Annotated in this window: 13 protein-coding genes; 10 read left to right on the top strand and 3 right to left on the bottom strand. The window is 60.3% G+C overall.

Annotated elements, in window-relative coordinates; translation table 11 throughout:
* The first annotated feature begins 11 nt into the window (after positions 1-11).
* Together CRO06_RS11935 and sat are read left to right on the top strand one after the other, a co-directional pair.
* On the top strand, positions 12-929 hold the full coding sequence (locus CRO06_RS11935; protein ID WP_022996247.1) for a diacylglycerol/lipid kinase family protein: 918 nt from the start codon (positions 12-14) through the stop codon (positions 927-929).
* Between the two features lie 237 nt (positions 930-1,166).
* Positions 1,167-2,381, top strand: a complete 1,215-nt coding sequence (sat, locus tag CRO06_RS11930; protein ID WP_022996246.1) for a sulfate adenylyltransferase — start codon at positions 1,167-1,169, stop codon at positions 2,379-2,381.
* A gap of 102 nt (positions 2,382-2,483) precedes the next feature.
* Here the strand turns inward: sat and CRO06_RS11925 are convergent, their stop codons facing one another.
* Positions 2,484-2,996, bottom strand: a complete 513-nt coding sequence (locus CRO06_RS11925; protein WP_022996245.1) for a Z-ring associated ZapG family protein — start codon at positions 2,994-2,996, stop codon at positions 2,484-2,486.
* Between the two features lie 284 nt (positions 2,997-3,280).
* Here CRO06_RS11925 and CRO06_RS11920 point away from each other — a divergent pair, with 284 nt between their 5' ends.
* The 5 genes from CRO06_RS11920 (at position 3,281) to CRO06_RS11900 (ending at position 9,922) form a co-directional block, all read left to right on the top strand.
* Positions 3,281-3,910 (top strand): alpha/beta hydrolase, encoded by a 630-nt coding sequence (locus CRO06_RS11920; protein ID WP_022996244.1) that lies wholly within the window; start codon positions 3,281-3,283, stop codon positions 3,908-3,910.
* Positions 3,911-4,005: 95 nt separating this feature from the next.
* Positions 4,006-5,094 (top strand): cell division protein ZapE, encoded by a 1,089-nt coding sequence (gene zapE / locus CRO06_RS11915; RefSeq protein WP_097058520.1) that lies wholly within the window; start codon positions 4,006-4,008, stop codon positions 5,092-5,094.
* Positions 5,095-5,191: 97 nt separating this feature from the next.
* On the top strand, positions 5,192-6,337 hold the full coding sequence (locus CRO06_RS11910; protein WP_022996242.1) for an acyl-CoA dehydrogenase family protein: 1,146 nt from the start codon (positions 5,192-5,194) through the stop codon (positions 6,335-6,337).
* A gap of 356 nt (positions 6,338-6,693) precedes the next feature.
* Positions 6,694-7,932: an OmpP1/FadL family transporter gene (locus CRO06_RS11905; RefSeq protein WP_022996241.1), complete on the top strand. Its 1,239-nt coding sequence runs from the start codon at positions 6,694-6,696 to the stop codon at positions 7,930-7,932.
* 139 nt (positions 7,933-8,071) lie between these two features.
* The gene (locus CRO06_RS11900; RefSeq protein ID WP_097058519.1) at positions 8,072-9,922 is read left to right on the top strand and encodes a hypothetical protein; all 1,851 of its coding nucleotides are present in this window, start codon (positions 8,072-8,074) and stop codon (positions 9,920-9,922) included.
* Between the two features lie 13 nt (positions 9,923-9,935).
* Here the strand turns inward: CRO06_RS11900 and CRO06_RS11895 are convergent, their stop codons facing one another.
* Entirely contained in the window at positions 9,936-10,268 is a 333-nt protein-coding gene (locus CRO06_RS11895; protein ID WP_080531429.1) for a type II toxin-antitoxin system HicB family antitoxin, read from the bottom strand.
* Positions 10,265-10,519 (bottom strand): type II toxin-antitoxin system HicA family toxin, encoded by a 255-nt coding sequence (locus CRO06_RS20285; protein ID WP_080531428.1) that lies wholly within the window; start codon positions 10,517-10,519, stop codon positions 10,265-10,267. The genes CRO06_RS11895 and CRO06_RS20285 overlap by 4 nt, the downstream gene beginning before the upstream one ends.
* Before the next feature lie 121 nt (positions 10,520-10,640).
* Here CRO06_RS20285 and CRO06_RS11885 point away from each other — a divergent pair, with 121 nt between their 5' ends.
* The 3 genes from CRO06_RS11885 to cas3f all read left to right on the top strand — a co-directional run bounded on the left by CRO06_RS11885 (position 10,641) and on the right by cas3f (position 16,167).
* Entirely contained in the window at positions 10,641-11,618 is a 978-nt protein-coding gene (locus CRO06_RS11885) for a helix-turn-helix transcriptional regulator (RefSeq protein WP_080531427.1), read from the top strand.
* Between the two features lie 191 nt (positions 11,619-11,809).
* Positions 11,810-12,784, top strand: a complete 975-nt coding sequence (gene cas1f, locus CRO06_RS11880) for a type I-F CRISPR-associated endonuclease Cas1f (RefSeq protein WP_097058518.1) — start codon at positions 11,810-11,812, stop codon at positions 12,782-12,784.
* Entirely contained in the window at positions 12,781-16,167 is a 3,387-nt protein-coding gene (gene cas3f / locus CRO06_RS11875; RefSeq protein WP_097058517.1) for a type I-F CRISPR-associated helicase Cas3f, read from the top strand. The genes cas1f and cas3f overlap by 4 nt, the downstream gene beginning before the upstream one ends.
* Positions 16,168-16,192: the final 25 nt, after the last annotated feature.

Here is a 16,192-nt window from a genome sequence, read left to right as displayed (position 1 = left end):
TACAGGACAGCATGAACATAACCGTCATTTTCAATCCCACCGCCGGCGGCGGTCGGGACCGCCGGCTGCGGCATTTTATCCGCACCCTGGAGCAGGGCGGGGCGCGCGTCCGCCTCTATCACACCCGCTCTCCCGGGGATGCGATCCGTTACCTGAAAGGCCTGGAAGACCAGGGCGATTGCGTGGTGGCGGCCGGTGGTGACGGTACGGTCAACGAGGTGCTCAACGGGTTGCGGCCCGGGGTGGCGCTGGCGTTGTTCCCGATCGGCACCGCCAATGTACTGGCCAAGGAACTGGGGCTGCCACGTCATCCGGAAGCGGCGGCCAAGGTGGTCCTGTCCGGCCGCTCCCTGCCGGTGACGCCGGCGACGCTCAATGGCCGCCGCTTCATGGTCATGTGCGGGGTGGGCTATGACGCCTGGGTGGTCGATCAGGTGGACCTGATTCTGAAACGGCGGATCGGCAAGCTGGCTTACGCCTTGAGCATGATCCGGCAGTTGGCCCGCTACGGCAAAGTGAGCTACCGGGTGGCGGTGGATGGCCGGCCCCTGGACTGTTTCTCCGCGGTGATCACCAATGGCCGTTATTACGGCGGCAGTTTCGTGCTCAGCCGGCAAGCCAATATTGCCCGCGCCAAGTTGCAGGTGCTGCTGTTTCAGCGCTCCGGGGTGTGGTTCCTGTTGGGATGCCTGGTGGCGCTGATGCTGGGACGGCTGGAGCGGCGGGACGGCGTGGCTTCGGTGAGCGCGGAGAAAGTCACCGTGGAAGTGTCCCGGTACCTGGCCGGCAGTGAAGTCCGGCCGGTGGGTGAGGCGGCCTGGCCGAGACCGGGGCCGGAGCCGATTCAGGCGGACGGCGATCCGGCCGGCTGGTTGCCCGCGGAAATCGCGCTGGAGAATCAGGCGGTGCTGGTCCGGGTGCCGCAATAGATCCTTAGCCGCGGTAGGAGCCAGCCTTGCTGGCGAATCTTTTCGACCCCGGAACCTGTTCGCCAGCAGGCGGAGGGCCGCCCCGCCTGGCCCCTACAGCTTCCCGGCGGGGATGAGAGTGCTGTCACGAGAATAAGACCCAAACGTAATATTCTTAGTAGCGGTGGAGGGGCCCCGCCGCCGGCCGGTATAATCCGCGCCCGTTAATGCCCAAAAAATGACCTCTAGGGAGTGAATATGTCACAACTGGTGAAACCGCATGGCAGCGATACGCTGAAGATCCTGCTGCTGGAAGGCTCCGAGCGGGAGCAGGCGCTGCAAGCCGCCGAAACCCTACCGAAAATCACCCTCAGCTCCCGGGAGCGGGGTGACCTGATCATGTTCGGCATCGGCGGTTTCACCCCCCTGGACGGGTTCATGGGCAAGGCGGACTGGCAGAGCGTGTGTGACAACATGACGCTGGCGGACGGCGTGTTCTGGCCGATCCCGATCACCCTGTCCACCGACGCGGCCACCGCCGAGGGCTTGAATGAAGGGCAGGACGTGGCGCTGGTGGATGAGGCCGGTGAGATCATGGGCGTGCTGACGCTGACCGAAAAGTACGGCATCGACAAGGCCCACGAATGCCAGCAGGTGTTCAAGACCACCGATGAAGAGCACCCGGGCGTGAAGATGGTGATGGCCCAGGGCGAAGTGAACCTGGCCGGTCCGGTCAAGGTGTTCAGCCAGGGCGAGTTCCCCACCAAGTACGCCGGCATCTATATGACGCCCACTGAAACCCGCGCCATGTTCGAGGAAAAAGGCTGGAAAACCGTGGCCGCTTTCCAGACCCGGAACCCGATGCACCGCTCCCATGAGCACCTGGCGAAAATCGCCATCGAGATCTGCGACGGTGTCATGGTGCATTCCCTGCTGGGCAACCTGAAACCCGGCGATATCCCCGCCGAGGTGCGCCAGGAAGCCATTGGCACCCTGATCGACAAGTACTTCGTGAAGAACACCGTGGTGCAATCCGGCTACCCGCTGGACATGCGTTATGCCGGGCCTCGCGAGGCGCTGCTGCACGCCCTGTTCCGTCAGAATTACGGCTGCTCCCATTTGATCGTTGGTCGTGACCATGCCGGCGTGGGCGACTACTACGGTCCGTTCGACGCCCACCATATTTTCGATGAAATCGCCGATGACGCGCTGATCACCCAGCCGCTGAAAATCGATTGGACTTTCTGGTGCGACAAGTGCGGCACCATGGCGTCCATGCGCACCTGTCCGCATGAAGCGGAAGACCGGGTACTGGTTTCCGGCACCAAGCTGCGCAAGCTGCTGAGCGAAGGCGGTGATGTGCCGGACAACTTCAGCCGCCCGGAAGTGCTGGAAGTGCTGCGCCGCTACTACGAAGGGCTGCAAGAGCACGAGAAGGTGAAAGTGGAGCTGAAAGGCCACTCCGCCCGCTGAGCGGCTGTTTGAAGACTATCGAGAATTGATTCGCGGCCGAGGCCGCTTCCCACAGCAGCTTGGTAGCTCCTCCGTGGGAAGCGGCCTCGGCCGCGAAGGGTTTCAGGCTTTCTTGTCGTCGCTTTCGCTGTCCACGTCCGCGTAATCCCGGGGCGGCTCGACGAAGTTCGCCGGCTTGGCGTTGTCGTCCACGTTGACCGGTTCGAACGGCCCGTCCGGATTGGCGCGCAGACCGAAATCCTCGGCCAGAGTGCCCTTGGCCTTGGGCGCGTAATCCAGCGGTTGGGATACCGGCATGTTCTGTTCGCCGGCGGCGTCCAGGGATTTGGCGGCGGCCCGCTGGCGCCCCGCTTCACTGCACAATTCACTGGCGCCTTCGGACAATTGCTGATGTACCGCGCGATAGGCGTTGGTCAGTTCGTTGACCAACTCGGCGGTACGCAGGAAATGATGATCCACCTGATCCCGGTAGTGATTGAGCGCCTGGCGGGCGTCATCGCGGTCGCGCAGCACGCGGCTGGACTGGCGGCGCGCGGGCAGCAGCCAATAAAGCAGGCCGGCGCCCAGCACCAGGCCCACGGCGAATGAGATCAGATTGGTTGTCAGCATATCCATGTCATACTCCTAGCGACCCTGAACAGGTCCTACTACCCGGATGGCGCACCAGATACCCGGTGGACCGGCTCCGTTCCACACGGCTCGCGCCGTCCACCATTGTCATGCACCATACAACGACGACTGCGCGGTTTGGTGCCGTACCCGGATCAAGCCGTATTGCAGCACAGACATCGCCCGGGCGCCAACTGTAAACGGCCGCCGGCATTTAAAAACATGAGCCGGATCAGCGTTAGGGACCGGCGGGAAAACGCGCGCCACACCAGGAATTCGGGAGGATAATCATGAGCTCAGAACGGCTGTTGCTGGACGGGCCGGAAGGCAAACTCGAGGCCGTGCTGGAAGGGACCACCGAAACCCCGCGGATGATCGCCATTATCTGTCATCCTCATCCGTTGTTCGGCGGCACCATGGACAACAAGGTCGTCACCACGCTGAGTCGCGCCGCCCGCGAGGCGGAGGCCGCTGTGGTGCGATTCAACTTTCGCGGTGTCGGCGCCAGCCAGGGCGCTTACAGTGAGGGTATCGGCGAAACCGAGGACCTGGTGGCGGTGCATAACTGGCTGAGTAAGCGCTACCCGGGATTGCCGTTCTGGCTGGCGGGATTTTCCTTTGGCACTTTCGTGGCCGCCCGTGGCGCCGAGATTCTGGCCGCCAATGGCAGCGGACCGAAAGCGCTGTTTCTGGTGGCTCCGGCGGTGCACAACTACCCCTTTGACGAGATCGAATCGGTCGGCTGCCCGGTGACGGTGGTGCAGGGCGAGGACGACGAAGTGGTGCCGGTGGACAAGGTGTTCCGCTGGGTCGAGACCACCCCCTTGGCGCCGGACCTGATCCGCTTCCCCGAAAGTGGCCATTTTTTCCACGGTCATCTGTTGGAATTGCGCGACGTGGCCGCTTCGCGATTGCCGTGAATTCGGAAGCCCGGATGCCGCGTGTCGCTTGTCTCCTGGCAATGAGAACGCTACATTGAGCCGCCGTCCACTGGCCGTTTGAGTTTGCCCAACCGATGACGCCGCTAGAGAAGTATCAGGCCGATCTGGCCAGCCCGGAGTTCATGCACGACGCTGCCCAGGAAGAGGCTGTACGGGCCCTGGATGCTCTCTATCACCGGCTGCTTGAGCCACGCAATGGCGGCGGCTTGCTGGGCCGGCTGCGCAAACGCAAGCCAACACCGGAAATGGGCCTGTACATGTGGGGCGGCGTGGGTCGTGGCAAGACCTACCTGATGGATGTGTTCTTCGAGGCGCTGCCGTTCGAGGAAAAACGGCGCATGCACTTCCACCGCTTCATGCAGCGGATCCACCGGGAAATGCGCGCCCGCCAGGGGGAGAAAAACCCGCTCACCAATATTGCCCGGGAATTCGCCCAACGTTACCGGGTGCTGTGTTTCGACGAATTCTTCGTCACCGACATCACCGACGCCATGATTCTTGGCACCATCATGGAGACCCTGTTCGACCAGGGGGTAACGCTGGTGGCCACGTCCAATATCGAGCCGGACGGGCTTTATAAGGATGGTCTGCAACGGGCCCGTTTCCTGCCGGCCATTGCCTTGATCAAGCAGCACACCCGGGTGCTCAACGTGGACGGCGGCAAGGATTACCGGTTGCGCTTGCTGGAGCAGGCCGAGCTGTACCATTGCCCGCTGGGGCCGGAAGCGGACCGCTTTATTTGCGAACGGTTCGAAGCGCTTTCCGGTGATCACGGCCGCCGCCGGGAGCAGGGCAATATTCTGGTGGAAGGGCGCAAGATCGCCACCCTGAAATCCGCCGATGATGTGGTCTGGTTCGAATTCGAGGCGCTCTGTGACGGTCCGCGCAGCCAGAACGATTACATCGAAATCGCACGGGAATTCCATACCGTGCTGGTGTCCGGCGTGGAACGCATGGGCATGGCCACCGACGACCGCGCCCGCCGTTTCATCAACCTGGTCGACGAATTCTATGACCGTGGGGTCAAGCTGGTGATGACCGCCGAGGTGCCGATCGAGGACCTCTATGCGGGCGGGCGCCTGGAGTTTGAATTCGAGCGTACCCGCAGTCGTTTGCTGGAAATGCAATCGCAGGAATACCTGGCGAGAGAGCACCTGGCCTGATCGTTTTGGTCATTGTCCGCCCGCGCCACTTGTTTCACTCTGGTTGACTGTTTCGCCGGCTGAGTGCCGGTTTACCCAACAACAACCGGAGAACATCATGATCCCCCGTACCCTTTTCAGTTCCGACCACGAAGCGTTCCGCGATACCGTCCGCCGTTTTCTGGAAAATGAAGCCGTGCCTCACCATGAACAATGGGAAGAGGAGGGCCAGGTACCGCGCGAATTGTGGCGTAAAGCGGGGGAACAGGGGTTTCTGTGCCCGATGGTCAGCGAAGCCTACGGTGGCATTGGCGCGGATTTCCTTTACAGCGTGGTGGTCAGCGAGGAGGTTTCCCGCGCCGGCCTGACCGGTATCGGCTGGGGCCTGCATACCGAGATCGTCGCTCCCTATATCGAGCACTATGGCTCGGAGGCGCTCAAGCAGAAGTACCTGCCGAAGATGGTGACCGGTGAGCTGATCGGCGCCATCGCCATGAGCGAGCCCGGTGCCGGCTCGGACCTGCAAGGGGTCAAGACCAATGCGGTGAAACAGGGCGATCACTACATCCTGAACGGCTCCAAAACCTTCATCACCAATGGTCAAAACGCCGATATCGTCATCGTGGTGGCCAAGACCGATCCGGAGAAGGGGGCCAAGGGCATCAGCCTGTTGCTGGTGGACGCGGGGACACCGGGCTTCGAGAAAGGCAAGAATCTGAAGAAGGTGGGCATGAAGGCCCAGGACACCTCGGAGCTGTTCTTCCAGGACGTGAAAGTGCCGGCGGAGAACCTGATCGGTGAGGAAGGCATGGGCTTCATTTACCTGATGCAGGAACTGCCTCAGGAGCGTCTGGGCATCGCCATCAATGGCCTGGCCATGGCGGAAAGCGCGTTCGAGCATACCCTCAACTATGTGAAGGAGCGCACGGCCTTTGGGCGTCGCGTCGCTGACTTCCAGAACACCCAGTTCAAGCTGGCGGAGATGCACACCCGGCTGGAAGTGGCCCGTGCCTACGTGGACCGCTGTCTGGAGCTGCATCTGAAGAAGGAGCTGGACGTCCCCACCGCCGCCGGTGCCAAGTACTACGTGTCCGACCTGCAATGCGAAATCGTCGATGAATGCGTGCAGCTGCACGGCGGCTACGGCTATATGTGGGAGTATCCGGTGGCACGCATGTTCGCTGACTCCCGGGTGCAGCGTATCTACGGCGGCACCAATGAGATCATGAAGACCATCATCAGCCGGGCCCTGCTCGCTGGTTGATTCGCCCCTCCACTCCTGCTCCCCCCACGTACCGGTCGCCTTGGGGCGATCCGGCACGTGGGTGCGGTTTTACAATACAAATCTTCCCCAAATGTATATCTCTGTATAACCTTTGCGCACAGGTGCTCGCTGAGGCGTCCCGGGCCCGTTCCAGTGGGGAAAATAAAAGGAATCCGGGTTCCGCGAACGTCGCATGCCCCGTGAAGGCCATGTTGTATGGCCGTGCGGAAGGCGGCGATTGGCCCAATGTGGTGGCTAGGCGGGTGCTTTTATCAGGTGTATAAGGGATTTTGAGGCTCAGCTAGAGTTTCACCCAAGGACGCCTTTATTCAGCTCGCAGGATGATGGAGAAAATCATGAAAATAAAAGGTGCGATTCTGGTAGGATCGGCGCTGTCACTGGCGGTGAGTTCGGCAATGGGTTCCGGGTTCTCTGTCTCTTATCAATCCGTTTCCGCCCTGGGTACCGCCTATGCCGGTTCCGGGGTGCTCAGTGAAGACGCTTCCAATCAATGGTATAACCCGGCGACTCTGGCTGGCCTGAAGAAGGCCCAGGTCACCGTGACCGGTCATCAGGTCTGGATCGATACCGACTTCAAAGCGGACGGTGCTTCAGGTCCAGGCAACTTCAAGGACGTGGAACCGTTTGTTGGCAGCGCGTTCCTGGCGGTGCCGATCAACGACACCATGACCTTTGGTTTGGCGCTGACCGCGCCGTTCGGTACCAAGATCGAGTATCAGGACAACTGGGGTAACGCGCTGTCTCCGGTTGGCGTGCCGGCTTCCGGTGATTTCTACGCGCAGGAATCCGACGTTCAAACCGTGAACATCAACCCGTCCCTGGGCATCCAGGTCACCGATCGGCTGAACCTGGGTGTGGGCGTCAGCTATCAGCGCATCGATGCGGATCTGAAAAACGCCGCCACCCGACTGGAAGGCGACGATGACGCCGTGGGCTGGAACGTCGGCCTGACCTACCAGGCGGACGACAATAACCGCTTTGGTATCGCTTACCGCTCCAAGATGGAATACACCGTGGACGGTGATATCACCTTCCACCCTGCCGCCACGGGTGCGCCTGTTGACATGACGTTCGATGGCAAGGCCGACATCGATCTGCCGGCCAGCCTGCAGCTTTCTTACGCCGGTAACATGACCGACCGTACCCAGTTGCTGTTGGGCGTCGAGTGGATGGAGTGGAGTGATCTGAACAAACTGGAAGTCAAACACGGCGGCCCGGCTCCGTTGCCGAACCCGGCGGTGGAGAACTTCGACTGGGAGAACACCGTGCGTTACTCCCTGGGCCTGCGTCACACTCTGACCAACGATACCGTGTTGCGCTTCGGCGTGGCCAAGGAAGACTCCACCCAAGGAACCTCCAACCGGTCCGCCATGTCTCCGGACTCCGATCGCGTCTGGGTGACCCTGGGTGCCGGCTTCAAGCCCACCGACAACATGAGCATCGATGTAGGCTACGCGCATATCTTCGTCAGCGACGCGGATATCACCCGTCAGGACGGCACCAAGCCGCCCCTGTCCGGCACCTACGAACTGGATGCCAACGTAGTGGGCGCGCAGCTCAACTACACCTTCTGATCGCCTTTCGGGACGATCTCGACGGCGCGGCTTCGGCCGCGCCGTTTTTGTTTCCGAACGCCCGCCCGTTAACGTAAACCCTATTGTCCCGCCACTGCCCCTCCTTCAGTCTGTCGATAACTCGGACCGGGATGGGATCATGTTCAGAGTCGCACTATTGCTGTTTCTTATACCGCTGGTGGCTTGCCGCTCCAGTGGCGGAGAGCCGGTGCCTCAAGATGACGTCACCGAACTGACCCTGTATGGCGACAGCCACGCTCGTATCAATGAAGTGGTGGGCATCGTCGCGGTTTTGCCGGACCGGTACGACCAATACCAATGGACACAGCTGGACGGCGCGCCGGTGGCATTACCGGACCGCCACGGTCCGGCGATCAGCTTCCGGGTCAGCGACCCCGGGCGTTATCGATTTCGTTTCCAGGCCGGCTCGGACCAGGGCAGCATCAGCGATGAGTTTGTCGTCACGGTGGCGGATGACGGCGAGCCGGCCCGGGCCGCTCTGCGAGCGGATCGCTCGGTCAGTGCCGGCGGGCGCACCTCCCTGCGTTTCTGGCTGGATGACCAGGCGCCGGTCTCGGCACCCCGATTTCGTCAGGTGAGCGGACCCGCCGCCTCCCTCGCCTACGGCAGCGACCCGGCGATTGTGTACCTGACCGCGCCTGATGTGCCGGGCGATCGGGTATTGGTGTTCGAAGCCAGTGTCGATACCGCTGAAGGCACCTTCACTGACCAGGCGCGGGTAGTGGTACGCAATCGTCCGCCGGTGACCAGCCCCTACTTCTGTGCCGAAGACGGCGCGAACTGCGCCACGACAACACCGCTGCAGGAAGTGCGAGCCTATCGGCGGGGTTCAACCTATCGGCCGGTATTGGAACGTTGTGTCTATGACAATCAACTGGATGGCGCCCGGCTGTGCCGGGTGTCGGAACTGCCGCCATTGGGAAGGCAGGGGGATTTGCCCACGGTGGAGCGGATCATGGATCGGGTGCTGGTCAGCCACGACTGGATGGGCGAGCGTTTCGAAGCGTTATTACGCGACCCTGAGACGCAAGCGGATTTGCGCCACCTGCTGCGGCCAGTGACCGCCGTGGTGATCTCCAGCGACCTGCGCCCCTCGTTTTACTGGGCGCTCACCGGCGCCATCTACCTGGATCCCCGTTACCTGTGGCTCACCCCGGAGGAGCGGGATCTGATCAACGAACAGCCGGATGCCCGTAGTGGTTTCGGTGAAGACCTGCCGTTCCGGGTCGTCAGCCGTTTTCTCTCCGATGAGGGGCCCATGCCCGCTTTGCCCGCCGCTGGCGAGCGGGTGGTGATCAGCGAAGACCGTTTGCGCCCCCGACTGACCAACACCCTTTATCACGAACTGGCCCACGCCAACGATTATCTGCCGCCCTCCGTGCTTCCCTTTCTGGACGCTGAGCTGCGTATCGTCGACGAGGTCAATCGCCGCGCTCCGGTTTCCGCCACCTTGCCTGGAGGTCCACGGGACACCAACCTGACGCAACTGGCCCGGGTCCGCTATTACGGTGACCCCATCACCGAAGCGCAAAAACAGCTGGACCCGGACCAGGTGGCGGACTGGTTCTTCGCCGACGTCACCAACGACTTCTACGCCTACACCACGCCCCGCGAAGACCTGGCCATGCTGTTCGAGGAGGCCCTGGCCGGATTTCGTCTGGGATACCAACGGGATCTCGCCGTCACCGACATCGACTATATAGTGCGCCAGGGCTGGCGGCATCGCATCGCGCAAACCGGCGTGGCGGAGCGGGTGGGGTATGTACTGGACTGGATCTATCCCGAGCAGGCCCCGGCCATCCGCGCCCACATAGAAAGCCTTACTCCGGAGCCGTTATGCGCGGACGTGGCATTCACATCCAGTGGCCCTGAATGCGCGACGCCAATGGCCTTCCCGGCATCGCCGGAAGCGTCCCAATACCGACCGGAGTTGCACGAGCACTTCTCTCCACCTTCGGTGCGGCCTTAGGTGTGCCGGACTGTTATGTGCGGGTTTCCCGGCTCAGCACATCAGCGACCCATTGATTGATGCTCTTGTGCGCAAGTTCGGCCCTGACCGCAACCGTAGCGTGCAGTTCCGGTTCCAGTCTCAGGCTGAGCTTGCCGGAGTAAGGCCTTTGCGGCTGGCGATTCAGCTTGGCGCAGGTATCGAGATAGTCATCGACCGCCTCCTCGAAGGCGGAGCGCAATTCCTGAACGGACTCTCCATGAAAACCCACCACGTCACGAATGCCCGCGATGTGTCCCACGAACAGATTGTCTTCGTCACTGTACTCGATGCGGGCCGCATAGCCTTTGTAGGTCATTGCATTCATGGGGTAACTCCTGCTTGCTCAAGGAAGGCCCGTGCGTCACGTACCTGATACGGCTTGGCCTCCTTGTCGGGATGGGGACGGTGAAAAGTACCAATCACACCATTCAGCTCGAAGCGCACTCTCGATCCATTCCCTTCGATAGTACGAGCACCGAGGGCCATAAGGAGCGACTCAATCTGCTTCCACTCAAGCGATTTCGGAGTAGGGCTGGAGTAGATGGCCTTCAGGGTGCCGCGCTGCTTACTGTTCATGGTATCAAATAATAATACCGTGATTCTGGCATGGCAAACCCGGACAGCCTCAGTATGAGTTGTGACGTGGTTCACGAAGAGATAAAGTCGATTAAACAAGAAAAATGCATAAGGATTTGCCGTGACCCGCCTGGAGCGTTTTTACCGCATCCACGGTCTGTTGCGCAGCGCCCGGCAACCCGTACCGATGCGGCGCCTGATCGAGGAACTGGGGGTAACCCGTAACACCATCACCCGGGATTTTGAATATCTCAGGGATTTCTTTGGCGCGCCCATCGTCTACGACCGGGACCGCAACGGCCATTACTACGATCCGGAAGCACCGGAATTCGAGTTGCCCGGTTTCTGGATGAACGCCAGTGAGCTTTACGCGTTGCTGGCCTGTGAACAATTGCTGGAAACGGTACAGCCGGGGCTGATGGCTCAGCGATTGACCCCGATTCGCCAGCGGATCCAGAAATTGCTGGGGGACGCCAGCGAGCATGAAACCCGGCTGGGCCAGAAAGTCCGACTGCTTCCTGTCCTGCAACGACCGGTCGACAACCCCGTCTTTATCGGCATCGCCGATGCCACCCTCGCCAATACTTGCCTGCGCATTCGCTATCGGGCCCGTAGTCATGACAGATCCGGAGAGCGCACGGTACACCCACAGCGGCTTCTTCATTATCGCCACAACTGGTATTTGTTGGCGTACTGCGAGCAAGCGGGTGATCTGCGCCTCTTCTCTCTCGATCGAATAGAGATGCCGCAGATGGAAGACCGCCCCTACAAACAGATCGACGCTGAATCTCTGGAGGCATTCATCGGCGACAGCTTCGGCCTCTTCTCCGGCGCACCGTCCAACAGGGCAGAACTGCGTTTCTCCCCACGCGCCGCCCGCTGGGTCGCCGACGAACTCTGGCATCCGGACCAGCGAGGAGAATGGCGGGATGACGGTTACTACCTTTGGGTGCCGTACTCGGACCCCACGGAACTGATCATGGAGGTGTTGCGGCATGGGCCGGACGTGGAGGTACTGGGGCCGCCGGAACTGCGGATGGCGGTGCGGAAGCGTTTGGAGGGGGCGTTGATGGGCTACGTCGGAAAGCAGAGTGAATGACGTGGATACAGGGCGAGCCTCTATATAAGGCGCCCATTATTAGACTGTCTTTATGCTCAGTGGTGCCATTTGGTGAGCAGAGGGAGTGTTAGGGTCACTTAAGGGTTTAAGTAGTCATTAGAGCTATGGAAATTGCAAACCAGACTGTGACGGTGTGAAAAGGCGCCGAGGACAGACTCCTTGGGGGGATTATGCAGGACATATCGCCGACGGATTTGAAGACAATACTCCATTCGAAACGGGCCAATATTTATTATTTGCAGCATTGCCGGGTATTGGTAAATGGCGGGCGAGTCGAGTATGTCACCGATGAGGGGCGCCAATCCTTGTATTGGAATATCCCTATTGCCAATACAACAACGCTCTTGCTTGGTACAGGCACTTCCATTACTCAAGCTGCAATGAGAGAGCTGGCCAAGGCCGGCGTGTTGGTGGGTTTCTGTGGAGGAGGTGGTACGCCGCTTTTCTCGGCCAATGAGGTTGATGTGGATGTGGCTTGGCTGACGCCGCAAAGTGAATATCGGCCTACAGAGTACCTGCAGTACTGGGTGCGGTTCTGGTTCGATGACGAACGGCGGCTCGATGCGGCCCGTGCCTTTCAGTTGTCCCGTTTGGCACGAATTGAAACGCTATGGCTCAGTCGGGCTCTCAAGGACTCTGGTTTTGAAGTAACCGCTGACGTTCTGGCCTCGACTCTGGCGCATCATCGGAAAGCGATCGAAGAGGCTACCAATACCACGGATTTACTCACCCTGGAGGCGAGGCTTACCAAGGCCCTGTTCAAAATGGCCACTCGGGCGGTGGACTATGGTGACTTCACCCGCGCCAAGCGGGGCAGTGGCACCGATCCCGCCAATCGCTTTCTCGATCATGGCAACTATTTGGCCTACGGGATCGCGGCCACAGCCACTTGGGTGCTTGGGATCCCCCATGGTCTGGCTGTACTCCACGGCAAGACAAGGCGAGGTGGGCTGGTTTTCGACGTGGCGGATCTGGTCAAGGATGCGGTAATTCTGCCTCAGGCGTTTCTTTCCGCCATGCGAGGCGATGAAGAACAGGAATTCCGCCAGGCCTGTATCGAGCGGCTTACTCGGACCGAGTCGCTGGACTTTATGATCGATACCTTGAAGAGCGTCGCGCAGGATCTCGGGCAGGGCATCGAATGAACGTGCTGTTTGTTTCCCAATGCAGCAAAAACGCTCTGAGCGAGACGCGCCGGATTCTGGATCAGTTTGCCGAGCGCCGCGGCGACAGAACCTGGCAAACTCCGATTACCCGGGCCGGACTGGATACATTGCGTCGATTACTACGAAAGTCGGCACGCAAAAATACCGCGGTGGCATGTCACTGGATTCGCGGGCACGACCACAGCGAGCTGCTGTGGATCGTTGGGGATGCCAGCCGCTTCAATGCCCAGGGGGCGACACCCACGAATACCACTTCCCGAGATGTCCTGCGCCAGAGCGACGAGAACGACTGGCATACCGGTGAAGACATCCTGCTGTTAGCTGGCCTGGCTGCTCTTATGCATGACCTGGGGAAGGCTTGTCTTGCCTTTCAGAATCGGCTGGTTGGAAAGCTTGAAGGCCGTAACCTCTATCGGCATGAATGGATTTCCCTACGCCTGTTCGCCGCTTTTGTCGGTAATGATGACGATGCCGGTTGGCTGGGAAGGCTGCTTGGGCCCGGTCTGGGGGATGACGATCGATGGCTTCAGCAGTTGCAGAGGGATGGTTTGGACGACAATGGTGACTCGCCGTTTCGCCACCTACCGCCTTTGGCCGCGGCAGTAGGGTGGCTGATCGTGACACATCACCGGCTGCCGATGAAACCTGGCGAGCCCGATGATTCAGGTAGACGGCCTCGCTGGGGTGTATTGCGCCCCGCGCTGCGGTCGGATCAGCTTCAGGATATACCCGCTGTCATTAGTGCGGACTGGAATGAGGTCCACGACACCTGTGTGCGGGAACAGGTTGAACCCTACTGGTGTTTTGAACACGCTTTGCCGGTAACTACATCCCGATGGCGTGAGCGGGCCGGGCATCTGGCCCGGCGTTTGCTCGAGCGTTTGCCGCATCACTCATCCCCTGTGCTGGATAATGCTTATGTCATGCATCTGGCAAGACTGAGTCTGATGCTGGCGGACCATTACTATTCCGGCCTTGAGGAAAGCAGACACCGGGTTCGCGGTGAAAGAGGTTATCCCCTCTACGCTAATACCGATAAAGCAGGTGTCTTGAAACAGCCTCTGGATGAACATCTCTTGGGGGTGGAGAAACACAGCGCGGCAGTGAGTCGGGCACTGCCCAGCATGGCCCGACACCTCCCTCGTCTTGCTCGCCATAAAGGCTTTAGAAAACGCAGTGATCACCCCCGCTTCCGCTGGCAGGACAAGGCATTCGATCTGGCCCGCTCAATCCGCGAGCGTAGCGAACGGCAGGGGTTCTTTGGCATTAATATGGCCTCCACGGGTTGCGGGAAGACTCTGGCGAACGGTCGCATCCTCTATGCCCTTGCTGATCCGGAAAAAGGGGCTCGGTTCAGCGTTGCATTGGGCCTGCGCACCCTGACTCTGCAGACCGGGCAGGCTTATCGCGAGCGCCTTAACCTCGGTGAAGATGAGCTGGCGGTAAGAGTGGGCGGCAGCGCCAGCCGGGCGCTGTTCGAGCACTATGAACAGCAGGCTGAGCGCACAGGATCGGCCTCCGCCCAGAGCCTGATGGAGGAGGACGGACACGTCACTTTTGACGGCAACTTTGATGCTCACCCTGTTCTGCGGCGGCTGAATCAGGATCCAAATGTTCGTAATCTGATTGCCGCACCTATTCTGGTCTGCACCGTCGATCATTTGATTCCCGCCACCGAAGGGACTCGCGGTGGCCGACAGATTGCGCCCATGCTGCGCTTGATGAGCAGTGATCTGGTTTTGGATGAGATCGACGACTTCGATATCGATGATTTACCCGCACTTACGCGGCTGGTGCATTGGGCTGGTCTCCTGGGCTCGCGGGTATTGCTGTCCTCGGCCACCTTACCGCCTTCGTTGGTTCGTGGTCTTTTTGAGGCCTATCGGGATGGCCGGGAGCAATATCAAAAGAACCGGGGCGAGCCGGGGTGCCCCGTGGAGATTTGCTGCGCCTGGTTCGACGAACACGACCGTCACCATGAGACCTGCTCGGACGGTGGCGGTTTTTCAGGCATGCACCAGCAATTCGCCAAGCGCCGACATCAGCGGCTGGCGAAGGCAGAGATACTCCGCCGGTCGGAAATCGGTGATTTGAAGGGGCTTGGGCAAGATGGGGCGTCAATTCGTCAGTCATTGGCGGAGTGTCTGCGAGATCATGCCGAGCGCCTGCATGATCGCCATCATAGCGTCGATCCCCATGGTGGCAGGCGGGTGAGTTTTGGTTTGATCCGCATGGCCAATATCGATCCCATTTTTGACGTGGCCCTGGCGTTATATCGGCTCGGGGCAAGAGATGGGCGGAGAATTCATCTTTGCGTCTATCACTCCCAGCAACCTCTATTGGTACGGTCCGAGATTGAACGGTGTCTGGATCGTGCTCTGGACCGCCGTGACGCCAAGGCGTTCTTCGAGATGCCTGATATCCGGCGACGCCTGGATGCTCATCCGGAACAGGACCAGCTTTTTATAGTGCTGGGGTCCCCAGTTACTGAGGTGGGGCGCGATCATGATTATGACTGGGCGGTGGTGGAGCCATCGTCCATGCGATCGATCATTCAACTGGCGGGCCGGGTGCGGCGGCACCGGGAAGCGGCCTGTGATGCCCCCAATATGGTGCTTCTGGATACTAATCTGAAACACCTGGAGCGTCCAAGCGAACCGGCCTTCTGCCGGCCTGGCTTCGAGACCGCTGGTGATTGGCGCCTTAATAGTCACTCACTGCATGATCTGATGCGGCCGGAGGAATGGACGGTCGTGGATGCCCGGCCGCGTATCCTGGAGCGGCAAACGCTTCGGCCTCATGAGAGTTTGGTGGACCTGGAACACGAGCGCTTGCGGGCATCCCTGTTGGAGCCACCAGGGGATGCGAAACCTGATCTATCTCCCATGGATTCCGCGTCCCTGACGCCACGCGAACGCAAGCGTCGTCTCAGGGAGCCGGTTCCACCACGGCTGGGTGCCTACAGTTGGTACAGGATGCCGAGGCTACACCTATTGGGTGTCATGCCTCAGTACCAGCCCTTCCGCTATCAATCGGCCCGTCAGGACGAGCTGGTTTTGCTGCCGGATGAGCGTGGAGAGGACTGGATACTGCATCTGATCCAGGATGGCCAAAGACGCCACGAGAAGCTCTATGTTCCCGTGGAAAAGAGCAAGCTCGAACGGATTGATCTTGCCCGGGACAGAGGGCCGGGGATTCAGTCATGGGGAACGCCAGACTACCTGGGGGCACTGGTAGAACTCGCGGACGCCAAAGGAATGGTCTTGGAAAACGCCGCTCGGACCTTCGGTGTGGTCACGCTGCCGGAAAGTGCCCAGGGCTGGCGTTTTCATCCGGCCCTGGGGTTTTCGAAGCGGCGATAAAATGGTTTCAGTAAGGGAAGAGTAA

This window comes from Alloalcanivorax xenomutans (genome assembly GCF_900217905.1).
GTDB lineage: Bacteria > Pseudomonadota > Gammaproteobacteria > Pseudomonadales > Alcanivoracaceae > Alloalcanivorax > Alloalcanivorax xenomutans.
This window is presented reverse-complemented; position numbering and strand designations above follow the sequence as displayed.